The organism is Citrobacter sp. R-1.5.2 (assembly GCF_035064245.1).
GTDB lineage: Bacteria > Pseudomonadota > Gammaproteobacteria > Enterobacterales > Enterobacteriaceae > Citrobacter.
Map to the genome: position 1 here is coordinate 60,250 of NZ_JASEYC010000004.1, position 18,604 is coordinate 78,853.

Below are 18,604 nucleotides of genomic sequence, written 5' to 3' on the forward strand. Positions count from 1 at the left end.
AGCGATGTATACACCGGGACCGACGCTCGCGGAGTTAGCCGCTTTTGGTTTAACGCCTGAGGACGTGGAGGAAGAAGTGGGGATCCTGCCATCCATATGGGAGGCCTTTACCGTCTTCTCCACGCTGGCGACCCAATGGCGCGTCGGCGCGAGTGGTGCGACCGGTCTTGATTACAACGTTCTCCCCTGGGTGTTTGAGTTGCACGGGGTTGAGGATGCGGCGGCCTGCATGGCTGATATTCGAATCATGGAAAGCGAGGCTCTCAAAGTGATGCATAAGGAGACGGCCTGATGAGTGACCAAATCGCCTCTATTACTTTGCGGGCTGATGTATCCGATCTGAAAACAGCCAGCAATGAACTGGATAAGCTAAATGAGGCAGCAGCGGGTGCTGTTGCTGGCGCAGATGCGCTGGCTAATGCGGCTAAACGTGTAAAGCCATCAGCCCAGGAAGGTGCCGAGGGAATTCGGGAGCAACGAGAAGCCCTGAAAGGCCTGCTGGAGAATATCGATCCGGTAAACAAGGCGCTGAACCGGCTGGATGAACAGCAGGTTGCGCTGCGTAACTTCCAGGCTAAGGGCTTTCTGGATACCGACTCGTTCCAGTCCTATAACAAAATACTGGACGATACCCGGTTAAGGCTGACGGATACCGGCGAAGCTGCAGCGAAGGCTCAGGCAGCACTGGCAGCCACACAGGCGGCAGAGAAGCAATCAGCCGCGCTGAAGAATCTCCTGGGCTCAATCGACCCGACGATTCGTGCGTTTAATTCACTGGATGAACAACACGCACAACTGGTGGCCCATTTCGAAGCAGGCCGCATCAACGGTGCCCAGTTTGAACACTTTAACGATGTCCTGAATCAGACACGCCAGCGCCTATCCAGTGTGGCTGACGTGCTCCCTGAGGCGTTATCGCGGCAGGAAGTTGCTGCGCGCAGCGCTGGCTTATCTGTTGGGCAATATAACCAGGCGCTGCGGATGCTTCCTGCGCAGTTTACTGATATTGCAACGCAGTTGGCTGGCGGGCAGTCCCCGTTCCTCATCCTGCTACAGCAGGGCGGGCAGATTAAAGATTCATTTGGTGGTGTTGGTAATACCCTCAAAGTGTTTTTGTCCTTCCTGAATCCAATAAATGCTGCACTTGGTTTGTCAGCGCTAGCATTTGGCGTGTTGGCTGTTGCTGTGTACAAGGCGCGGCAGCAGATTGATGAAGCATCAAAAATAACGACATCTTCTCTTGGTGCTAGTGGTGATGCTGCTGAACGGCTCGCGCTTAACATGGTCGCCATATCTGACAAAACAGGTAAGGCGATTGATGAAGTTAGCAAGATGTTCATTACCACCAATGATGGAGCCAGCGAATCAATTAAAAAACTGATTGATGTCGGCTATAGCTATGATGAAGCGAGGAAGGAGGTTGAAAAATACAAAAGCACGGGCAATTTCACTGCACTGAATGCTGACATTGACGCTCATCGACGAGAGATTCTTAAGATCGGTGACGCGTGGTCAGAAGCCGCTATAAAGGAGAAGAACAAGTATACTGGTTCAAATCTCGGCAAGCAGAACGTCGCGCTTGGCGGTGGTATTGATTATGGGCTGAAATTCATTGAGCAGGGAATTGACCTGCAAAAAACGATGAACCAGCTGACAATCGATGGCAATAAAGCAGTCGCAGACTCAGTTGACTGGATCAATAAAACGTGGGAATCAACCGATCGCGTTGCAGGAGCAGAGGCAAGGCTTAAAGAGGCTCGAGAGCAGTCAAGGAAAATTGCTTTCTCTGGAGATAAAGAGGCAATTGCAAACGCTCAGCAACTCATTGCGTTGCGCCAGCGTGAGGTCGAGGATGCAATAAAGCAGCGTGACAAAAAGAATAACCCCAAATCACCCACCGTAAAGGTTGATGCTGGTGATCGCACCATCGAGAACTACCAGGCTCAATCGAGGACACTGACTCAGACCCTCGAAACGCTACGTCAAACTGGTGATACTCAGGTCAGAAATACCGAACTCAGCAAACAGCAGTCACGCTTTGCGGAACTGGACGAGGCAGCCAAAACCAGAGCCCTAACCACGCAGGAAAAATCACTCCTGTCGAGCCGTGAAGCCATTCTTAACGCTGCCAAGATTGTTGACCAAAAGAATAAGGAAGTTGAGGCCCAGCAGAAGATTAACGGCCTGGCGCAACAGGCGACAAAATTTGCCGAACAGCAGGCGGCGAAGAGACAGGAGATTGCGGCGGCAGCCGAAGGATTGTCTACAAGAGAGGCTGAGCGCCTAGCCACACTGCAGCGAATTACGGATGCTTATGCCGATAACCTTTCCGCTCAACGGGAAGTGTTGGCTCAGCAGCGTCAAACCTACAAAGAAGAAGATGAACTGAGGTCTAACTGGCTTGCTGGTGCTAAGCAAGGGTGGGCTGATTATGTGGATGATGCAACGAATGCCTACAGCGCAGTAAAAAGCGTTGCGGGTTACGCGTTGAATGGACTATCCGACATGCTGACCGATCTCATGCTAACAGGAAAGGCTTCCATTAAGGCGTTCGGTATGTCGATGCTGAAGATGATCGCCGAAGTCGTAAACCGTTTAATGGTGGCTTATGCTGTGCAAGCAGCAATGGGGTGGATCAGTGGCAGTGTTGGGGGCGGTGGCTCAACACCGGGTGGAGCTTATACTAATGCCGCAGCCGGGGTCGGTTTTGACTCGGGCGGATATACTGGGGAGGGTGGTAAATACGAACCAGCAGGCATTGTCCATAAAGATGAGTTTGTCTTCACCAAGGAAGCCACTAGACGGATCGGTGTTGATAACCTTTATCGCCTGATGAATAACGGGAATTTGGGCCGTTACGCTACTGGCGGGCTTGTTGGTGGAAATCAGGCAGGGGCGACCGACTCAGGTGTGCCGATTATCAGTGTCAGCTTTGGTGACATCAATATCGGCTCGGGTGGGCAGGCCAATACAGGCGGATCAGCAAATGCTGCGGCGATTGGTAAGCAGCTTAATGATGCAATGGTTGATACCATCAATACTCAAGTAAGAAAACCTGGTACTCCATTATGGAATGCCGTGAGAGGAAAATATTAATGAAAATTGTGGAAATAAAGGTCTCTGATGTTGTTTGGTATGACAACGAAAATGGAAAGGCGATTAGCGCTAGCGTTACGCTCTATGGTCCAGATGATTACACTCGTATTGCTAGCGTTCCTGTTCAACTACCGTACCAGTTGGATTTAACTCTTCGTCAAGTTGAAGAGCTAGCGATCGCGACGGCCAAGGGCACGTTAAAAGCAGTCGCTGATACTTTCTGAACGTTACATTCTGACATCCCCTGGTTATCATATGCAAAACGACGATAATCAAGGGGATGATGTGAAAAAGTGTGTTGTAGTTTTGTTTGGCGCCCTGCTTCTCAGTGGCTGTATGTCTACGCCATCTTCAACTGATCTGAGCAATGCCTACTATGGGGATCTGCCTCAGTATTACGAGGGGCAAATTAAGCAAACTATTGGTGATAAGCTCAAAGATGCTGACTCGGCTAAATATCAATTCGGAACGCCGGCTAAAGCCTATCTACAAGGCGGAATGGCTGAGAACTTCAAGATGTATTATGGCTGGGCCATTCCAGTTCGTGTGAATGCCAAAAACAGCTACGGAGCATATGTGGGCTATCAGGATTACATGTTCATGTATCTAAATAATAATATTGTTGATGCAACGCTGAAGTTTAAAACCGGATACGCCAAGACAATTTAACCCCTAAGCTCACACGGATCTTTAATCACAGCCCACTCAGGTGGGCTTTTTATTGGACAGATTTTTTTTGGCTTGAAGAAGAGCTCTGACGTTAGCGCTTTCCCGATCAATTTTTTCCATTAACTTATCTATAAGCCAGTCAACTTTTTCATTTACGGCGTCAAACTCTTCGATTGTTTCAGGCTGCAAGTGAGTGACCTCATTAAACACCTTAAGAAATTCGGCATCCATGTTTAAGGTGCTCCCTACAAGAGAGTCGTGGAGTATCTGGATGATCTCTGAGTTCATCGAGCGGCCATTTTTCTTTGCCCTCAGAGCGATGGCTTCACGCATTCCATCTGGCATTCTGACCGTAAAGCGCTCAATAAAGTTTGGATTTTCTTTGTCAGTCATTTCAACAGCTCATCAGGTTTTCACAAAAAACAATGTAGCATCATATTGACATCATCCACAATGACATCATAATGGTGTCAGGCATCAAAATGATGTCATTAACGACAAAGGGGATAGCAAATGCAAGATCTGCTTTATGCCGGACGCAAGAACGACAGCTTTCAGCTTCGCTTGCCTGAGCGTATGAAAGAGGATATTCGCCGTCAGGCTGAGATGGATGGTATTTCTATTAATTCAGCGATTGTACAGCGTCTCGCCAAAAGCCTGCGGGAGGATCGCAACAATGCTTGAGAAAATGGAAGCCAGTTATGTCGGTTATGCGGGTTTTATCAACAAACAAAAGGCACCAAAGACCAACAAGTTTGAGCGTGGATATATCTATGTTTTGAAGTTATCGAATGGGTACACCAAGATCGGTAGCACTGCTGAGCCAGCTTCAAGAATGAAAAGCTTGCAGCGTGGGCTTCGTTCTACCGAAGTCACCCTGGATCATCTTTGGTTAAGTGTTTCCCATATCAATTACAAAGAAAACGAGAAAAAAGTGTTGGCGTTTTTGGAGGGGAAAGAGCGTGACGGTGAGTTTTTTAACGTCACTTTTGAGGAGGCATTGGCTGTGGTAATGGGGATGGAAATTAAAACTACGTTCTCAATGGAAGAAATAGAAGCAAAAGAGGCCAGCTCCGCAGCTTTTATCAATTCGCTCAACCAGCTTCATGAACTTGCGAAATTACAAAAAAGTTAGGGCTCAGACAGCTGTAACTGCCTGAGCCCCATTTGCCAGAAACGTACGAGGTAACTGACATGAATAGTTTAGCAACATCTGATTTCCGATTCCAGGACGTGGAGCTTCATCCAGTCGAAAGGTCTGGAAACCTTTGGTTTTCATCATCTGATCTGGCTAAAGCTCTTGGTTATAAGAAAACCGACGCGGTTACTCAAATTTATAGCCGTTACAGCGATGAATTTGCAGCCAATATGTCAACGACCCTCAGGGAGAGGGTCGTTAGGAAAACTGGCGCAGTGGAGATGGTTGTGAGGTTTTTCTCGCTACGAGGCGCTCACTTGATTGCGATGTTTGCCTCAACGCCAAAGGCCAAAGAGTTCCGCCGCTGGGTGTTGGATATCCTAGATCGTGAAGTGACGCATTCTCCGATCGCGAAGCAGTTCACCGACGATGAATTATGCTCCCTTGCGTATCTGTGGCGTTCAGCTGCAGTGATGTATGAGGCATGCCGTGAAGTACATCCGTTACTGGTAGTTGCAGAGCATCGCTTGTCTCCGCGTTTCTGCTCAATTGGCACCAATTACAGCCGTGGGATAAACAAAGCTCGTGAAATCCTTAAGCGGGAAACGAACCACATCAAAGAACAACCATGGGGAGACAGTGACTGGAAAAACGTCTTCTCATACGGGAAAGGAATTTTGCAGTGATGCAAAAAGAAAAGCCGGCAGTTAGAGCTACCGGCTTCCATTGAAACTTGTCATAAGGGACCAACCAATGACTTCATTAAATTTAGCAGTTCATGAAACAAATGTCGATCCCCACGCGTTCCCAGTTATTGAGTGGAAAACGCTTCGTGTTGTTACTACCGAAACACTAGCTGATGGTTATGGGTGTGATGAGAAAAGCATCCGTATGAATCTGTCCCGAAACCTTGACCGATTCGAAGAGGGTAAGCATTACTTCTTGGTCACTGGTGCCGAACTTAAAAATCTGCGAGCCACAGTCAGTGGCTCACAAATTTCCAGCAAAGCACGATCCCTTACTCTTTGGACTGAAAAGGGTGCGGCTAGAATGTCGAAAATTATCGACTCTGATGAGGCTTGGAACTTCTTCGAAAGACTTGAGGACTCTTATTTCCGCCCGGTGCCAGTTGCAGGAATCCCGATGACATACGAAGCGGCATTGGAAGATCTGCTGACAAAGGTTAAGGAAAACCGCATTGTGACAGAGCAGCGAGATCGAGCAGTTAAAGAAAAACGCTGGATCTCTGAAAAGCGTGAAGTAACCGCGATGACGACTGCTTCTATCGCTGTGCGCGAGAAAAATAAGTTGGCAGAGCGCCTTGGCGAAGGGAAAAACTATGCAGCCATTATCCCGGTAGAGAAGAAGCTCGGAAAGAAGTTCCCTTGGCAGCCTCTGCGTAAATGGTGTCGGGAGAATGACTCCACCCCACATGATGTTAACGACCCGCGTTTTGGCTCGGTTAAGTCATGGCCCCGTGCGGCATGGCTTGCTGTGTATGGAGTGGATTTGCGCAAGATCTTTTAATCAGCCGAAGCCTCGGCAAATCTCCTGAGAATTCAGGACATCTCAAACCCGCTTAACGGCGGGTTTTTTTATGGAGCAAATATGGCAGTTGAAACCTACAAATGGAACTCGCAACTCGGGGCGGGGCCAATAGAGTACAGCCAGTCGGTGCGCGCGGCGCAGTTCGGTGACGGCTATGAGCAGGTGGCTGATAACGGCATCAACTCTACAGCCATTCAGGTTCCGATGAAGCATGTCGGTACCGATAGCGAAGTAAATGCCGTCCGCGACTTTCTGCTGGCCCATACCGTTAAGGCTTTCATCATCACGCCGCCAGGCGAGGTTAAGGGACTGTACCGGGTTGTCGCTGACTCCATCCGGAAAAATCAGCTTAGCAGCAAGTTTTCTGAGCTGACCTTCACTATCAAGCGAGCTTACGGGGTTTACGCATAATGGCACTTGTCGATCAGGCGGCGACGCTGGCACCAGGTGGCAGAGTCCGCCTGGTTGAAGTAGACGCTTCAGAGTTCAGCGGTGGTATCCATCGCTTTCATTACGCACCATTCCCCCATACACCAGCCGAAGTTGACGCAGCGAACGGCGACGAGTCAAAGTTGGGGCCGAAGCCAATTATCTGGGGCGGGAAGACCTTCGATTTCTGGCCATTCCAGATTTCTGACCTCGCACTCTCAACCGACCAGGCAGCAGAGCCTAAGCTTAGCGTATCTAACCTCGATGGGCATATCACAGCACTATGCCTACAGTTCAAGGACATGGTGAATGCGAAGGTCAGCATTATCGACACCTACGCCATCTATCTGGATGCGGTGAACTTTCCGGGCGGCGTTAACCCAACGGCGGATCCGACGGCGTTCTCTTTGCAAACCTTCTGGCTGGATACCAAAACCTCAGAAGATGATGAGGTGGTGTCTTGGTCTCTTAGCAGCCCGGCGGATTTGCAGAATCTGGTTATTCCCACCCGGCAGATCACATCACTTTGTGAGTGGGCTTTGCGCGGGCAATACCGCAGCGGTGATGGCTGTACCTACAATGGCACGGCGTATTTCGATGCGAAAGGTAATGTTGTCACTGACCCTGCATTGGATGTATGCGGTGGTTGTCTGAGCGATTGTCGTAAGCGGTTTGGTGCTGGCCTGGCTGAGCCTAATACCGCAACCCTCGATTTCGGCGGCTATCCAGCAACCGTGCTTTTCTCTCGATAACCGGACATCTAAATGAACAAAACGATTATGAAGGCTATCCGAGCGCATGCGCTGGAGGAATCCCCGCGCGAGTGCTGCGGCCTCATCATTCAGTCAGGGCGGCGCCAGCGTTATATCCCGGTTCCGAATAGCCATGAAAACCCATCTGAGCATTTCCGTATTGATGCTGAGTGCTGGGCAAATGCAGAGGATGCGGGAACCATAATTCGAGTCATTCACTCGCATCCTGGCGATGGTGCAAGGGCTATCCCATCAGACCTAGATCGCCAGCAATGCAACCAGTCAGGTGTGGTATGGGGTATCTACGCCCCGGATGCTGACGAGTATGCCGAAATCACGCCGGATGCCATCACGCTTATCGGGCGCCCGTTCATTCTGGGCTCTCACGACTGCTGGGGGCTGGTTATGGACTGGCATGCTACTCAAGGTGTGAAGCTGACCGACTTCCGCGTTGATTACCCGTGGTGGGAAAGTCAGTATCCGGACAACCTCTATTTCGACAATTGGGAGAGAGAGGGATTTGTAGAATGCGATCCGGCGCCGGGTTGCATGGTCATCATGCAGGTCGAATCTGGTAAGTGGAACCACGCCGGAGTCATCACCGAGGAGGGCGAGCTGTTGCATCATCTTTACGGCCAGCCCTCTTGCGTCACGCCATATGCCCGTGGCTACTTCAAAGACCGGACGATGATCTGCGTCCGACACAAAGACCTAAAACAGGAGATTAAACCTTGGCGCGGTTAACAACTATCCGTCTGTATGGTGCGCTCGGCGCTCGGTTCGGTCGGGTGCATAAAATGGCAGTTCAGACGTCGGCAGAGGCGGTAAAAGCCTTATGCGTCAATTTTGATGGTCTGGAAGACTACCTGATGAACGCCAAAAAGAACGGCATGACGTTCGCGGTGTTTCGCGGTAAGCGCAACATTGGCGTGGATGATTTTAAAGAGCTTGCCGGTAATAGTGATATCCGTATTGCACCAATTATGGAAGGGGCGAAAAAGGCGGGTATGTTCCAGACGATCCTGGGGGCAGTAATGGTGGTTGCTGGGGTTGTTACTGGGGTGCTTACCGGCTGGACAGGGATCGGTGCGACGTTTGCTGCCGGATTGATAATGTCCGGCGCATCAATGATGGCGGGTGGGCTTTACCAGATGCTATCACCCCAGCCGAAAGGCCTTCAGGGGCGCGATGATCCCGATAACAAACCCTCATACGCCTTCGGCGGCTCGGTGAACACCCTGGCGATGGGCAACCCGGTCGCGCTGCTGTATGGCGAACGCGAGATTGGCGGCGCCATTATCTCAGCGGGGATCGTGGCTGAGGACATCTGACAGTTTCTCACTCTTCAATTAGCACCCTTTTGGGTGCTTTTTTTATGGATGCAATATGGCAACGATTATCGGCGCAAAGGGCGGCAGCCAAAAGCAGCACACGCCAGTAGAACAGCCTGATTCAGCTCAGTCTATGGCGCGTTGCCGCATGCTGCTGGCGCTGGGTGAAGGTGAGTTTGCTGGTGGGTTGGATGCCACGCGAATTTTCTTAGATGGCACGCCGCTAGGTAATGCCGATGGCACAATGAACTTTGAGAATGTTACCTGGGATTTTCGCCCAGGGACGCAGTCGCAGACACCGATCCCCGGCTTTCCGGCGGTTGAGAATGAAACCAGCATTGGTGTTTCGCTTACGAAAGTTACCCCCTGGACGCGAGCTATCAGCAACACGCAGATCGACGCGGTACTGGTGCGCATCGGCATTACTGGTTTGCAGCAGCAGGAGAACGACGGAGATATCGTCGGCACCACCGTAAAATATCACATCGATTTGTCCGTTGATGGTGGTGCTTATGCAACGGTGCTAACCAAGACAGTAACGGAGAAACTCAGTTCGCTGTATGAGTTGACACACCGTATCAATCTTCCGAAAGCGAACAGCAGTTGGCAGATCCGAGTCGTTCGCGATACTGATGACAGCACTAGCCAGATGTTGCAGAACAAAACGCAGGTGCAGGCTATTACTGAGGTGATTGACGCCCGTCTGCGCTATCCGCATACCGCTCTGTTGTACGTATCGTTCAATGCCAAGTCATTCAGTAATATCCCAAAGATTTCCTGCAAACCGAAAGGACGAGTAATCCGCATTCCGCAGAACTACGATCCCGTGGCGCGCACTTATAACGGCACATGGGACGGTACATTCAAATGGGGATGGACGAATAATCCCGCATGGATTTGGTTCGATATTCTGACTGAACCCCGCTTTGGTCTCGGTCGCAGGGTTACTGCAGCGATGCTTGATAAGTGGGAGTTGTATCGTATTGCCCAGCGTTGTGATCAGAAAGTGCCGGATGGCAAGGGAGGTAGCGGTACCGAGCCTCGTTTTATGTTTGACGTTTATATTCAGGCTCAGGCCGACGCCTGGCAGGTGATCAAGGATATTGCGGCAGGTTTTAATGGCATGACGTTCTGGGGCAACAACATGTTCAATGTTGTCTCTGATATGCCAGCTGATACGTCAAAACTTCAGATACTCACTCGAGCCTCTGTTGTCGGTAAGCCAACGTACTCCAGCGGCAGTGAAAAGAACCGCTATAGCTCTGCGCTGATTAACTTTAGTGACCCAGATAACCACTATCAGGATCGCACAACGGCAGTGATGTTTCCCGAGCTGGTTAAGCAGTTCAAATTTAAGCAGACGCAATTGACGGCTATTGGCTGTACACGTGAAAGCGAGGCGCAGCGTCGCGGAGGGTGGGCCGTCTACTCCAACTCGCTGGATCGCATTATCACTGTTCAGACTGGACTCGATGGCTTCGCCTATGTACCTGGGACCGTATTTGCGTTTGCCGATGAGCGGCTGTCTGGCCGTGTCTATGGTGGGCGAATTACTGACTACGATGCCGGGCTAAAATCTGTAACTACCGATCGGGGAACAAGCGCATTGGCCGGCGATACGCTGATGATTCGTACTCAGGGCGGTACCGTTGAGAGTAGAACCATTCAGGCGGTTAACGGCCAGCAACTGATACTGGCAACTGCCTTTACCGCTGAGCCACTACCTAATGCCATTTTTGTTATCGATGCAGGTCAGTTGCGCCTCCAGTATTTCCGTGTAACCAATCTGACATTTAACGATGAGGAGAACACCTACATTATCACCGGTGCAGAGTACAACGGGGCGAAATATGATGCCGTTGATAACAATGCCCGACTGGATACGCCACCGATCAGTCTGATACCGACAGGCCTGGTAGGGCAAACGTCGAACATCGCAATTAGCAGCTACGATTCGGTCCGCCAGGGACAGCGTATCGCCACTATGGTTGCGAGTTGGGATGCGCCAGTAGATAAAAACGGGAAAACCCAGGCAGATATCGTAGCGTATCAGGCACAGTGGAAACGTGGTGATAATGAGTGGATCAATATTCCCGAAACAGGCCTGCGTAATATAGAAGTGTCCGGGATTTATTCCGGTGATTACCTTGTGCGCGTCCGTGCGATTAACTCTGGGGGAGCGTCTAGCCTTTGGGCCACCTCTGCGTTGACCCATCTTACCGGCCGCACCGGTGAAGTTCCAAAACCGATTGGACTTCGTACCACTGCAATCAACTGGGGTATTCAGGTTGACTGGTCCTTCCCGGCTGATACAGGTGACACGCTCCAGACCGAGTTGCAGTATTCAGCAAACGGTAATGGAGATAACCCTCTGTTGCTTGCCGGTGTTCCGTATCCGCAACACACATATACTCAGCTGGGCTTAAAGGCTGGCATTGAATTCTGGTACCGGGCTCGTCTGGTTGACCGCATTGGTAATCAGAGTGACTGGACGAACTGGGTTCGCGGTATGTCCAACGATAACCCCGATGATTATCTGGGTGATATCGCTGATGACTTCCTGACGTCTGCTGATGGTGACCGCCTTACGGGGGATATTAATACCAACCTTGAAGGCATTCTGCAGAATGCGCTGGCCAACCATGGAACGGTAGAGCACCAGTGGGCGCAGTACGGTGAAGTACGCGCGGATATTCTGGTGGTGAAAACCACGATCGCCGATGTGAATCAGGCTATGGCGGAAATGTCCACGCAGGTGCAGGCCCAGTTTAATGGCGTGACCGCCGCACTGGAAGATAAGCTCACCGCTGTCGTTGACGCTACCGGGGCATCTGCGATTTATACCCTCAAAACCGGTGTCCGTATTAACGGCGTGATGTATAACGCCGGGATGTCGATAGCAGTGCTGGCAGAAGCGGGTAAGCCGGTAGTCACCCGCGTCGGGTTTAACGCTAACCAGTTTGTCCTGATGAGTGGCAGTGGTGATACGCAATATTCTCCGTTTGCCGTTGTTAATGGTCAGGTGTTTATCAGCTCAGCCTTTATCGGTGAGGGAACAATCACGAATGGCAAAATTGGAAATTACATTCGCTCGAATGATTACCAGACCGGCATGACAGGCTGGAATATTCCAAAAGATGGATCGCCAGAGTTCAATAACGGGACTTTTCGTGGCTCGCTTTATGCCAACAACGGTAATTTTGCATTTAACGGTACAAATAACACCGTCGCCATCAACGGGAATGGACTAACTGTCAATTTGTCTGGTGGTGGGCGGGTCGTGGTCGGGAGGTGGTCATAATGCCGGAAGGGATTTTAATCGACTACAACGATGGCCGCCCTGTAATGGCAATTACTGCGGGACTTCGCGCCCCCAGTTTTTGTACATCGTTCTCGGGCAGGTCACCCCAGCCAATGCAGTACCCGGTAAACACACCACTGGTTCCAGGCTCTCAGGTTATTGTGGTACCCACCAATCCTGTCTACACCTACTCATTTGCCTATTTCGACGTGGCCATTATGGCGAGCGTGACCAGGAATGGTGACGCAGGGGTAATCATCAGCGCCGAGACAATCGGTGGAAATACCCTTACTCCGGACTGGTCCGGATACGTTATGGAACTGTTGCCTGCAGCAACTTATAACGAAGGGTTACTGGTTGCGAACTCTACCGACTTCACCGCCATATCTAATCAGGCCGCACTGATGACCTGCGCCTGGTCCGGGCGCATAACGGTTAATGGCAGTGCTCCTCTCCCGGTTGGCGGCATCCCTTTTGGTAAATGGGATAACCCGAATGTATCGGTGGGATTTGATGGTGGCAGCATTATTGTTCGCGATATCTCGTACACAGGCAGGGATGATGTTGCCGGAACGGCAACGATTGACCTGGTGATATTCAATCAGACTGCACCTGTTGGCGGTGATGGTATCACCATGACCAATGCCGCTGGCCAGGTGACGTTCTCCACGCTGAAGCGGCCTTTTGTATACGACCGGCAAATCCAGATTACCGATGCCTTTCAGAATATTGGCGGCGGGTATTGCCAGATAGTTTATACCGGCGCACAGGTCCGGATGAACGGCGGTTACGGCAATCTCAGAATGAAGGGTGTCGTTATGTCCGGGGGAAGTGTCAGGTCTGCATATAACCGGGTTTTTGGTAACTACGCCAGCAATGGATGGGATATGACCCGAAACAGAAATATCTCCATGCCCATTCTCATTCTCCCAAATATGTACTGAGGAAAATTTTATGTCAGCAGGAACACTCACCCTGACGAATAATTCTGCCCAGGTATCAGGGGCAGGGACTTTATTTACTACCGAACTGGCCGCTGGCGATTTTGTTGTTGCTACTGTAGGCGGCATTCCGTATACGCTCCCGGTCAAAACAATCGAAAGCAATACAGGGCTGACACTGGTCAGTAACTTTACCGGTCCCACGCAATCGGGTGCAGCATGGTCAGCAGTACCACGTGTGGCACTGAATATGGTAACTGCAGCACTGGTAACTCAGGGCGCAGAGGCGCTTCGCGGGCTGAACTACGACAAACAGAACTGGCAGCAATTTTTCACTGCGGACGGTGATGTAACCATTACGCTCCCTGATACCAGCCAGACAACAGGACCATCAGCGAAAAAGTTAATCAGTAGTGTAAGTCTTAAGGCGGATAAGTCTGCTCTCAATGATTACGCCAAAAAAGGGGCTAACTCTGACATCACCAGTCTGGAAGGACTCACTACCCCCCTGAGTATTACGCGTGGGGGAACTGGAAGTAATAGTGAATCCGGGGCGAGAACTAAACTTGGTCTGGGAACCTCGGCAACCAGAAATGCGGGAAAATCAACCGGGAATGTACCCGTTGTTGGTGATATGTGGGGGATTGGTGCCGGGACATCACATTATCTGGATATTAATGCAGCCTCTAATAATGATATTTTCAGCGCGCTGTCGGAAAACGGGCTTTGTGCATTTAGAAATAATACACAAATTACATCCACGCCTCACACCGCCTACGGAGCCAGCATCTCAGTTTATACAGGAGATACATTTGGTGCCATTCAGTTTCCATATAGTGCGTCGGGTAAGATTACCGTTATGGCGGCACAAAAAAATACCGGTATTTGGTCACGGACGTTGTACGACACGGTAAATACAACAATAGACGGTAATGGGAATTTACGCCCTGCATCTCCAGTCGTTAAGGTCAGAGGTGACGGGGCAGCGGAATTGAATTACGAATCAGAAGGGGTAGTTGTCGAGCACGTCAGTATAGGGGTTTATAAAGTTTCCGGTGTGCTGGGTTTTAACTCAGATCCTTCCTGGGGCGGTGTAGACGGGGGCTATGTAATTCCGAAAAATGCCAATGGATTACCATTATTGTGGGTGGATTATGAAGTCGAATCAGATGGTTCCATTCTGCTGAAAACGTATCACCGGACACATCCATCGGCACCGGAGTTTGCCCGTAATTTAATTGGCCACGCGTCTGATAATGAGACTTTTATTGAAACCGTAAAAGACGGGGAACCTGTCGATATCCCTGCAGGCCGCTGGGTGGATCTACGTGTTGAAATGCCAGCAGACAGTATCTTTAATCAGCGTCAGGAAGAAATGAGGATAGCAATGGAACAGGCTGAGCAGGCTCGTTCTGAAAATCAGCAGAGCGCCCAGCCGTTATAGTTGATGTAATAATGCTACAGCCAGGCACATCTGCTTGTTAATCTTCAGCCAGCCAGAATTCAGCCTCTTCAAACATTTCCTGAACAGTACGGCTTATCTGCTCTTTTTCATGCTTGCTGGCATCAGTGTTGATCGCCGGCAATGTCATCATCGGTTTTACCCGGACATCAGCATCGTGGAAAAACTACGGATGTTATGAAATTTATGTAATGAGATAAAAGCGGGACACACAAAGCTTTGCATTGGTTTGCAGGGTTTTGCGTGCTCTTGATGGGATGGGATGTGTGCCAGCTTTGTGTCGTACGAGGATTGTCACGATACTTTATCTTAATGCATGTGCCATTAACTTGAAGCGTGTGAATGCGGTAATGGCTATATAAAACAGTTAGTTAAATGTGGTTCTGCTAATTCGTAATGCGAAGGTCGTAGGTTCGACTCCTATTATCGGCACCATCTCAACTTCCTCAAACGTCCGTATTAGTCCGTAAATCGTCTGATTTATAACGTTTTTTCTTCTTTTAAGTCCATAGTAGTCCGTAACCATCCAGTAGAATCCGGTACTGAATGTGTATAGGATTGTGTATATGTTCCTGTTCGGTCTGGATTCCTATACACATGCCTTTAAACGATATGCAGATTCGCCGCGCTAAGCCTGAAGCTAAAGCCTATACACTCGGAGATGGGCAAGGGCTGTCTTTGCTTATAGAACCTAATGGAAGCAAGAGCTGGCGGTTCCGTTATCGTTTTGCCGGTAAACCAAAAATGATCTCGCTGGGTGTGTACCCGACGATCACACTTGCCGATGCGCGTTCTCGTCGCGACGATGCACGAAAACTGGTAGCCGAAGGGAAGAATCCGAGCGAGGTTCGAAAAGAGCAAAAGATTGCTTTGCAAACGGAATCCGAGAGCGCGTTTGAAAAGATAGCCACAGAATGGCATCAGATGAAGTCTACCAAATGGTCAGAGGGCTATGCATCAGACATCATGGAAGCGTTTCAGAACGACATCTTTCCTTATGTAGGGGAAAGACCTGTCGGCGAAATCAAACCGTTAGAACTGCTTAATGTGCTGCGTAAAATTGAGAAACGCGGTGCGTTAGAGAAAATGCGGAAAGTTCGACAGCGTTGTTCAGAGGTTTTTCGTTATGCGATAGCTACAGGAAGGGCTGAATTTAATCCTGCAGCAGATCTCTCTAGTGCTCTCGAAGTGCATCAATCAAATCACTTCCCGTTCCTAAAAGCTGATGAGATACCTGATTTTCTGCGTGCTTTAGATAGCTACACAGGGAGTCGGCTTGTCCAAATCGCTACGAAATTACTAATGATCACTGGTGTCAGAACCATCGAATTACGAGCTGCATTATGGTCAGAGTTTGATCTGGATAACGCTATTTGGGAAATCCCTGCTGAAAGGATGAAAATGCGTAGGCCACATCTTGTACCTTTGTCGACTCAAGCGTTAGATTTACTCAAAGAACTTGAAATTATGACAAAGAACTATCGTTATGTTTTTCCTGGACGGAATGACCCAAACAAGCCTATGAGTGAAGCGAGTATTAATCAAGTTATCAAACGAATTGGCTACAGTGGAAGAGTAACAGGACATGGATTTAGACATACAATGTCAACAATATTACATGAGAATGGATATGAGAGTGTTTGGGTTGAAATGCAACTAGCTCATGTTGATAAAAATAGTATAAGAGGTACGTACAATCATGCGCAATATTTAGATAAAAGAAGAGATATGATGCAGTCGTACTCTAATATGATTTTACCAAAAGGATATTTATGAGTTACAAAATTAATTATGTGAGTATCGGTGGGGTAAGTATTCTACTTCATCAATATATTGATAATGAGCAAAATTTGTTCACTATCCTTATAGGTAAAAATGGCTCTGGAAAAAGCAGGGTATTGAGCGCAATTAATAATGTTTTATGCTCTGTTTTTGTTAAAAATAAACTCCTGAAAAGAGATATTGGCACTGTAAGTCAATATAAACAAGATGAATACTATCTTTCAATCAGTGGTTCTCAAGATGGAGATGAATTCAGCATTAACGTAAAAGGAAGGAGCATATTTCTTGAAGGTTGTGGGGATGTCAATAAAGTATGCCCTAAAAAGATAATTTCTGCTTCTACAAGTCCATTTAATAAATTTCCAGAAGAGAGTTTGTATTTTTCTGAGAACAACGTTAGTGCAAGTTTTTATAAATATTATGGGCTTGATGATAAATCAAAGAACAGAGCTTTATTATCACTTGTGCAACGAGTTTTTTTCTCTGTTAATGATGGTTTTCTTACTAAAAACCGCTTCACTGTAAAAAAACTACTAAACTTTTTAGGGCTGAATGAATGCTTTGAGATTCATTTCAGAATGAAGCATGGAATAAATAAATTCATGACGAACTTGGAGTCGATGAGTATACGGGATTTCATGAATTATATATCAAGTGTTTCTCAAAGAGACTTGTCATATTTACAAAGCAAATATGACATAAATTATGCAAAGTTAAGAGATGCATTTGTAGCTCTGAATGATTATTGCGTCAAGCATGATTTCTCTCGAATAGTCACGTTTACGGTTGATAACACATCATTAAGACTTGGTAAAAAAACAAAAGAGTTTATATCGGCAGTTAAAATACTATCAGATATTGGATTGTTCAATGTTCATGACATAATAGTTAGCAGGAAAATCAAGCGGGAAGTAGATGACTGGCAGTGGTGGTCCGAGCCTACAGAACCTTTCAGTATTAATGATGCTAGTTCAGGGCAGCAATGTATTTTATTGAATATACTTGGGATTGCATCGAGCATTGAGGATAATTCTTTAGTATTGATTGATGAACCTGAAATAAGCTTGCATCCTGAGTGGCAAGAGAATTACATTCAGTTGTTAATGGATTCTTTTACGCATATTAAAGGTTGTCACTTTATTATTGCCACGCACTCACCTCAGATTGTATCTAAATTAAAAAATAAAAATTGTTTTGTGTCTTTGATTGAGCAGGAGGAGGTTATTGCCGCTTGCGATATTATTAATAAGTCTGCTGATTTTCAATTGGCAACATTATTTGATGCTCCTGGTGTTGAGAATGAATATTTAAAAAGAGTTGCTGTTAATATATTGTCAGCATTATCAAAAGGAACTTATAATAAAGAACTACATGCTAACGATCTTGATTTGCTTTTGAAGAATAGAGATAAGGTTGAGCAGGGCGATAGTGTAAAGCAACTAATAGACCTAGCCATTGAAATAGCAGGGATGTTTTCAAATGATAAAGTCAATTAAATACTCTAAAAAAAGCCTTGATAAAATTGCTGATAAAAAAGAACAGCCTAATTTTTGTGGTGCTTCTTGGGCTGATGAAGATGTTGATTTAATTAGGAAGGAAATAAAGGATTATTATATAAAGGAGCAAAGTCATACATGTGTATATTGTAAGCAAGTCTTTAAAAGCAGTAATGGACGTACCTGGGATATAGAACATATTATCTCCAGAGAAGCGGTACATGAGTTTATGTTTGAGCCTGAGAATTTATGTGTTTCATGTCCTGATTGTAACCAACGAAAAGGAGCTGGGAAGGTTACAAAAAGTAAGGCTAGAAAAAAGCTGCCCAGTACATCCAGTGATTATTTTATCGTTCACCCACACTTTGATAATTATGAACACCATATAGAAGCAGTAAAACCAGGTGAGTTCTATTTTTCCAAGAGTTCAAAGGGAGAGTTTACAATATCTTTGTGTGGTTTGAATCGTTTCTATGAATTTGCAGGATACGATCCTGCTGTAGCTGCGAGTGACTTAATTTTGCAATATGCCGACCTCTTATCAAGAACACAAGATCATGATAAAAGGAAATATCTATTGCGCCAAATTAGTGCGTTAACTCTAAAAGAGCTTTTAGTAGCTGATGAAAGCGATTAATTGCATTAATGACATTAGCGCG

The 18,604-nt window shown here is 47.8% G+C and carries 19 protein-coding genes and 1 pseudogene; 18 read left to right on the forward strand and 2 right to left on the reverse strand.

Going from position 1 to position 18,604, the window contains the following annotated elements:
- Window positions 1–4 precede the first annotated feature (4 nt).
- Genes QMN38_RS09525 through QMN38_RS09540 form a run of 4 tightly spaced genes read left to right on the forward strand, consistent with a single transcriptional unit; the run spans window position 5 to window position 3,765 of the window.
- The gene (locus QMN38_RS09525) at window positions 5–292 is read left to right on the forward strand and encodes a DUF1799 domain-containing protein (protein ID WP_103792440.1); all 288 of its coding nucleotides are present in this window, start codon (window positions 5–7) and stop codon (window positions 290–292) included.
- Window positions 292–3,096 carry a phage tail tape measure protein gene (locus tag QMN38_RS09530; protein WP_323604900.1) on the forward strand — a complete coding sequence of 935 codons (2,805 nt, stop codon included), beginning with the start codon at window positions 292–294 and terminating at the stop codon, window positions 3,094–3,096. Before QMN38_RS09525 ends, QMN38_RS09530 begins: the two co-directional genes overlap by 1 nt.
- Complete coding sequence (locus QMN38_RS09535) at window positions 3,096–3,320, forward strand: hypothetical protein (protein WP_065944828.1); 225 nt, start codon at window positions 3,096–3,098, stop codon at window positions 3,318–3,320. The genes QMN38_RS09530 and QMN38_RS09535 overlap by 1 nt, the downstream gene beginning before the upstream one ends.
- 31 nt (window positions 3,321–3,351) lie before the next feature.
- The gene (locus QMN38_RS09540) at window positions 3,352–3,765 is read left to right on the forward strand and encodes a hypothetical protein (RefSeq protein ID WP_065944829.1); all 414 of its coding nucleotides are present in this window, start codon (window positions 3,352–3,354) and stop codon (window positions 3,763–3,765) included.
- A gap of 36 nt (window positions 3,766–3,801) precedes the next feature.
- Here the strand turns inward: QMN38_RS09540 and QMN38_RS09545 are convergent, their stop codons facing one another.
- The gene (locus QMN38_RS09545) at window positions 3,802–4,158 is read right to left on the reverse strand and encodes an Arc family DNA-binding protein (RefSeq protein ID WP_126496800.1); all 357 of its coding nucleotides are present in this window, start codon (window positions 4,156–4,158) and stop codon (window positions 3,802–3,804) included.
- A gap of 120 nt (window positions 4,159–4,278) precedes the next feature.
- On the opposite strand from QMN38_RS09545, the gene QMN38_RS09550 reads away from it, so the two are divergent.
- From QMN38_RS09550 to QMN38_RS09600, 11 genes are all read left to right on the forward strand, one after another.
- Complete coding sequence (locus QMN38_RS09550) at window positions 4,279–4,449, forward strand: Arc family DNA-binding protein (protein ID WP_126496799.1); 171 nt, start codon at window positions 4,279–4,281, stop codon at window positions 4,447–4,449.
- Entirely contained in the window at window positions 4,442–4,900 is a 459-nt protein-coding gene (locus tag QMN38_RS09555) for a GIY-YIG nuclease family protein (RefSeq protein WP_185812807.1), read from the forward strand. Before QMN38_RS09550 ends, QMN38_RS09555 begins: the two co-directional genes overlap by 8 nt.
- A gap of 59 nt (window positions 4,901–4,959) precedes the next feature.
- Window positions 4,960–5,589, forward strand: coding sequence for a P22AR C-terminal domain-containing protein (locus QMN38_RS09560; RefSeq protein ID WP_323604907.1), 630 nt, complete (start codon window positions 4,960–4,962; stop codon window positions 5,587–5,589).
- A 67-nt stretch (window positions 5,590–5,656) separates the two neighbouring features.
- On the forward strand, window positions 5,657–6,430 hold the full coding sequence (locus tag QMN38_RS09565; RefSeq protein ID WP_323604909.1) for an ORF6N domain-containing protein: 774 nt from the start codon (window positions 5,657–5,659) through the stop codon (window positions 6,428–6,430).
- An 81-nt stretch (window positions 6,431–6,511) separates the two neighbouring features.
- Window positions 6,512–6,862, forward strand: coding sequence for a phage tail protein (locus QMN38_RS09570; protein ID WP_323604911.1), 351 nt, complete (start codon window positions 6,512–6,514; stop codon window positions 6,860–6,862).
- A complete protein-coding gene (locus tag QMN38_RS09575; RefSeq protein ID WP_323604913.1) occupies window positions 6,862–7,632 on the forward strand; it encodes a phage minor tail protein L in 771 nt (256 codons plus the stop codon). The genes QMN38_RS09570 and QMN38_RS09575 overlap by 1 nt, the downstream gene beginning before the upstream one ends.
- Before the next feature lie 12 nt (window positions 7,633–7,644).
- A complete protein-coding gene (locus tag QMN38_RS09580) occupies window positions 7,645–8,376 on the forward strand; it encodes a C40 family peptidase (protein WP_323604915.1) in 732 nt (243 codons plus the stop codon).
- Window positions 8,364–8,963: a tail assembly protein gene (locus QMN38_RS09585; protein ID WP_323604917.1), complete on the forward strand. Its 600-nt coding sequence runs from the start codon at window positions 8,364–8,366 to the stop codon at window positions 8,961–8,963. Before QMN38_RS09580 ends, QMN38_RS09585 begins: the two co-directional genes overlap by 13 nt.
- 55 nt (window positions 8,964–9,018) lie before the next feature.
- Window positions 9,019–12,264, forward strand: coding sequence for a TipJ family phage tail tip protein (locus tag QMN38_RS09590; RefSeq protein ID WP_323604920.1), 3,246 nt, complete (start codon window positions 9,019–9,021; stop codon window positions 12,262–12,264).
- Window positions 12,264–13,208 carry a DUF6453 family protein gene (locus QMN38_RS09595; RefSeq protein ID WP_323604922.1) on the forward strand — a complete coding sequence of 315 codons (945 nt, stop codon included), beginning with the start codon at window positions 12,264–12,266 and terminating at the stop codon, window positions 13,206–13,208. The genes QMN38_RS09590 and QMN38_RS09595 overlap by 1 nt, the downstream gene beginning before the upstream one ends.
- A gap of 10 nt (window positions 13,209–13,218) precedes the next feature.
- The gene (locus tag QMN38_RS09600; RefSeq protein WP_323604924.1) at window positions 13,219–14,649 is read left to right on the forward strand and encodes a phage tail fiber protein; all 1,431 of its coding nucleotides are present in this window, start codon (window positions 13,219–13,221) and stop codon (window positions 14,647–14,649) included.
- Between the two features lie 37 nt (window positions 14,650–14,686).
- On the opposite strand, the pseudogene QMN38_RS09605 reads toward QMN38_RS09600, so the two are convergent.
- A pseudogene (locus tag QMN38_RS09605) lies at window positions 14,687–14,830 on the reverse strand (DinI-like family protein); the annotation flags it as partial.
- 434 nt (window positions 14,831–15,264) lie between these two features.
- Here QMN38_RS09605 and QMN38_RS09610 point away from each other — a divergent pair.
- The 3 genes from QMN38_RS09610 to QMN38_RS09620 are packed head-to-tail and all read left to right on the forward strand — an operon-like array spanning window position 15,265 to window position 18,582.
- Window positions 15,265–16,443: a tyrosine-type recombinase/integrase gene (locus QMN38_RS09610; RefSeq protein WP_323604927.1), complete on the forward strand. Its 1,179-nt coding sequence runs from the start codon at window positions 15,265–15,267 to the stop codon at window positions 16,441–16,443.
- Window positions 16,440–17,945, forward strand: a complete 1,506-nt coding sequence (locus QMN38_RS09615) for an AAA family ATPase (protein ID WP_271450296.1) — start codon at window positions 16,440–16,442, stop codon at window positions 17,943–17,945. Before QMN38_RS09610 ends, QMN38_RS09615 begins: the two co-directional genes overlap by 4 nt.
- Entirely contained in the window at window positions 17,929–18,582 is a 654-nt protein-coding gene (locus QMN38_RS09620; protein ID WP_323604929.1) for an HNH endonuclease, read from the forward strand. The genes QMN38_RS09615 and QMN38_RS09620 overlap by 17 nt, the downstream gene beginning before the upstream one ends.
- The last annotated feature ends 22 nt before the right edge of the window (window positions 18,583–18,604 follow it).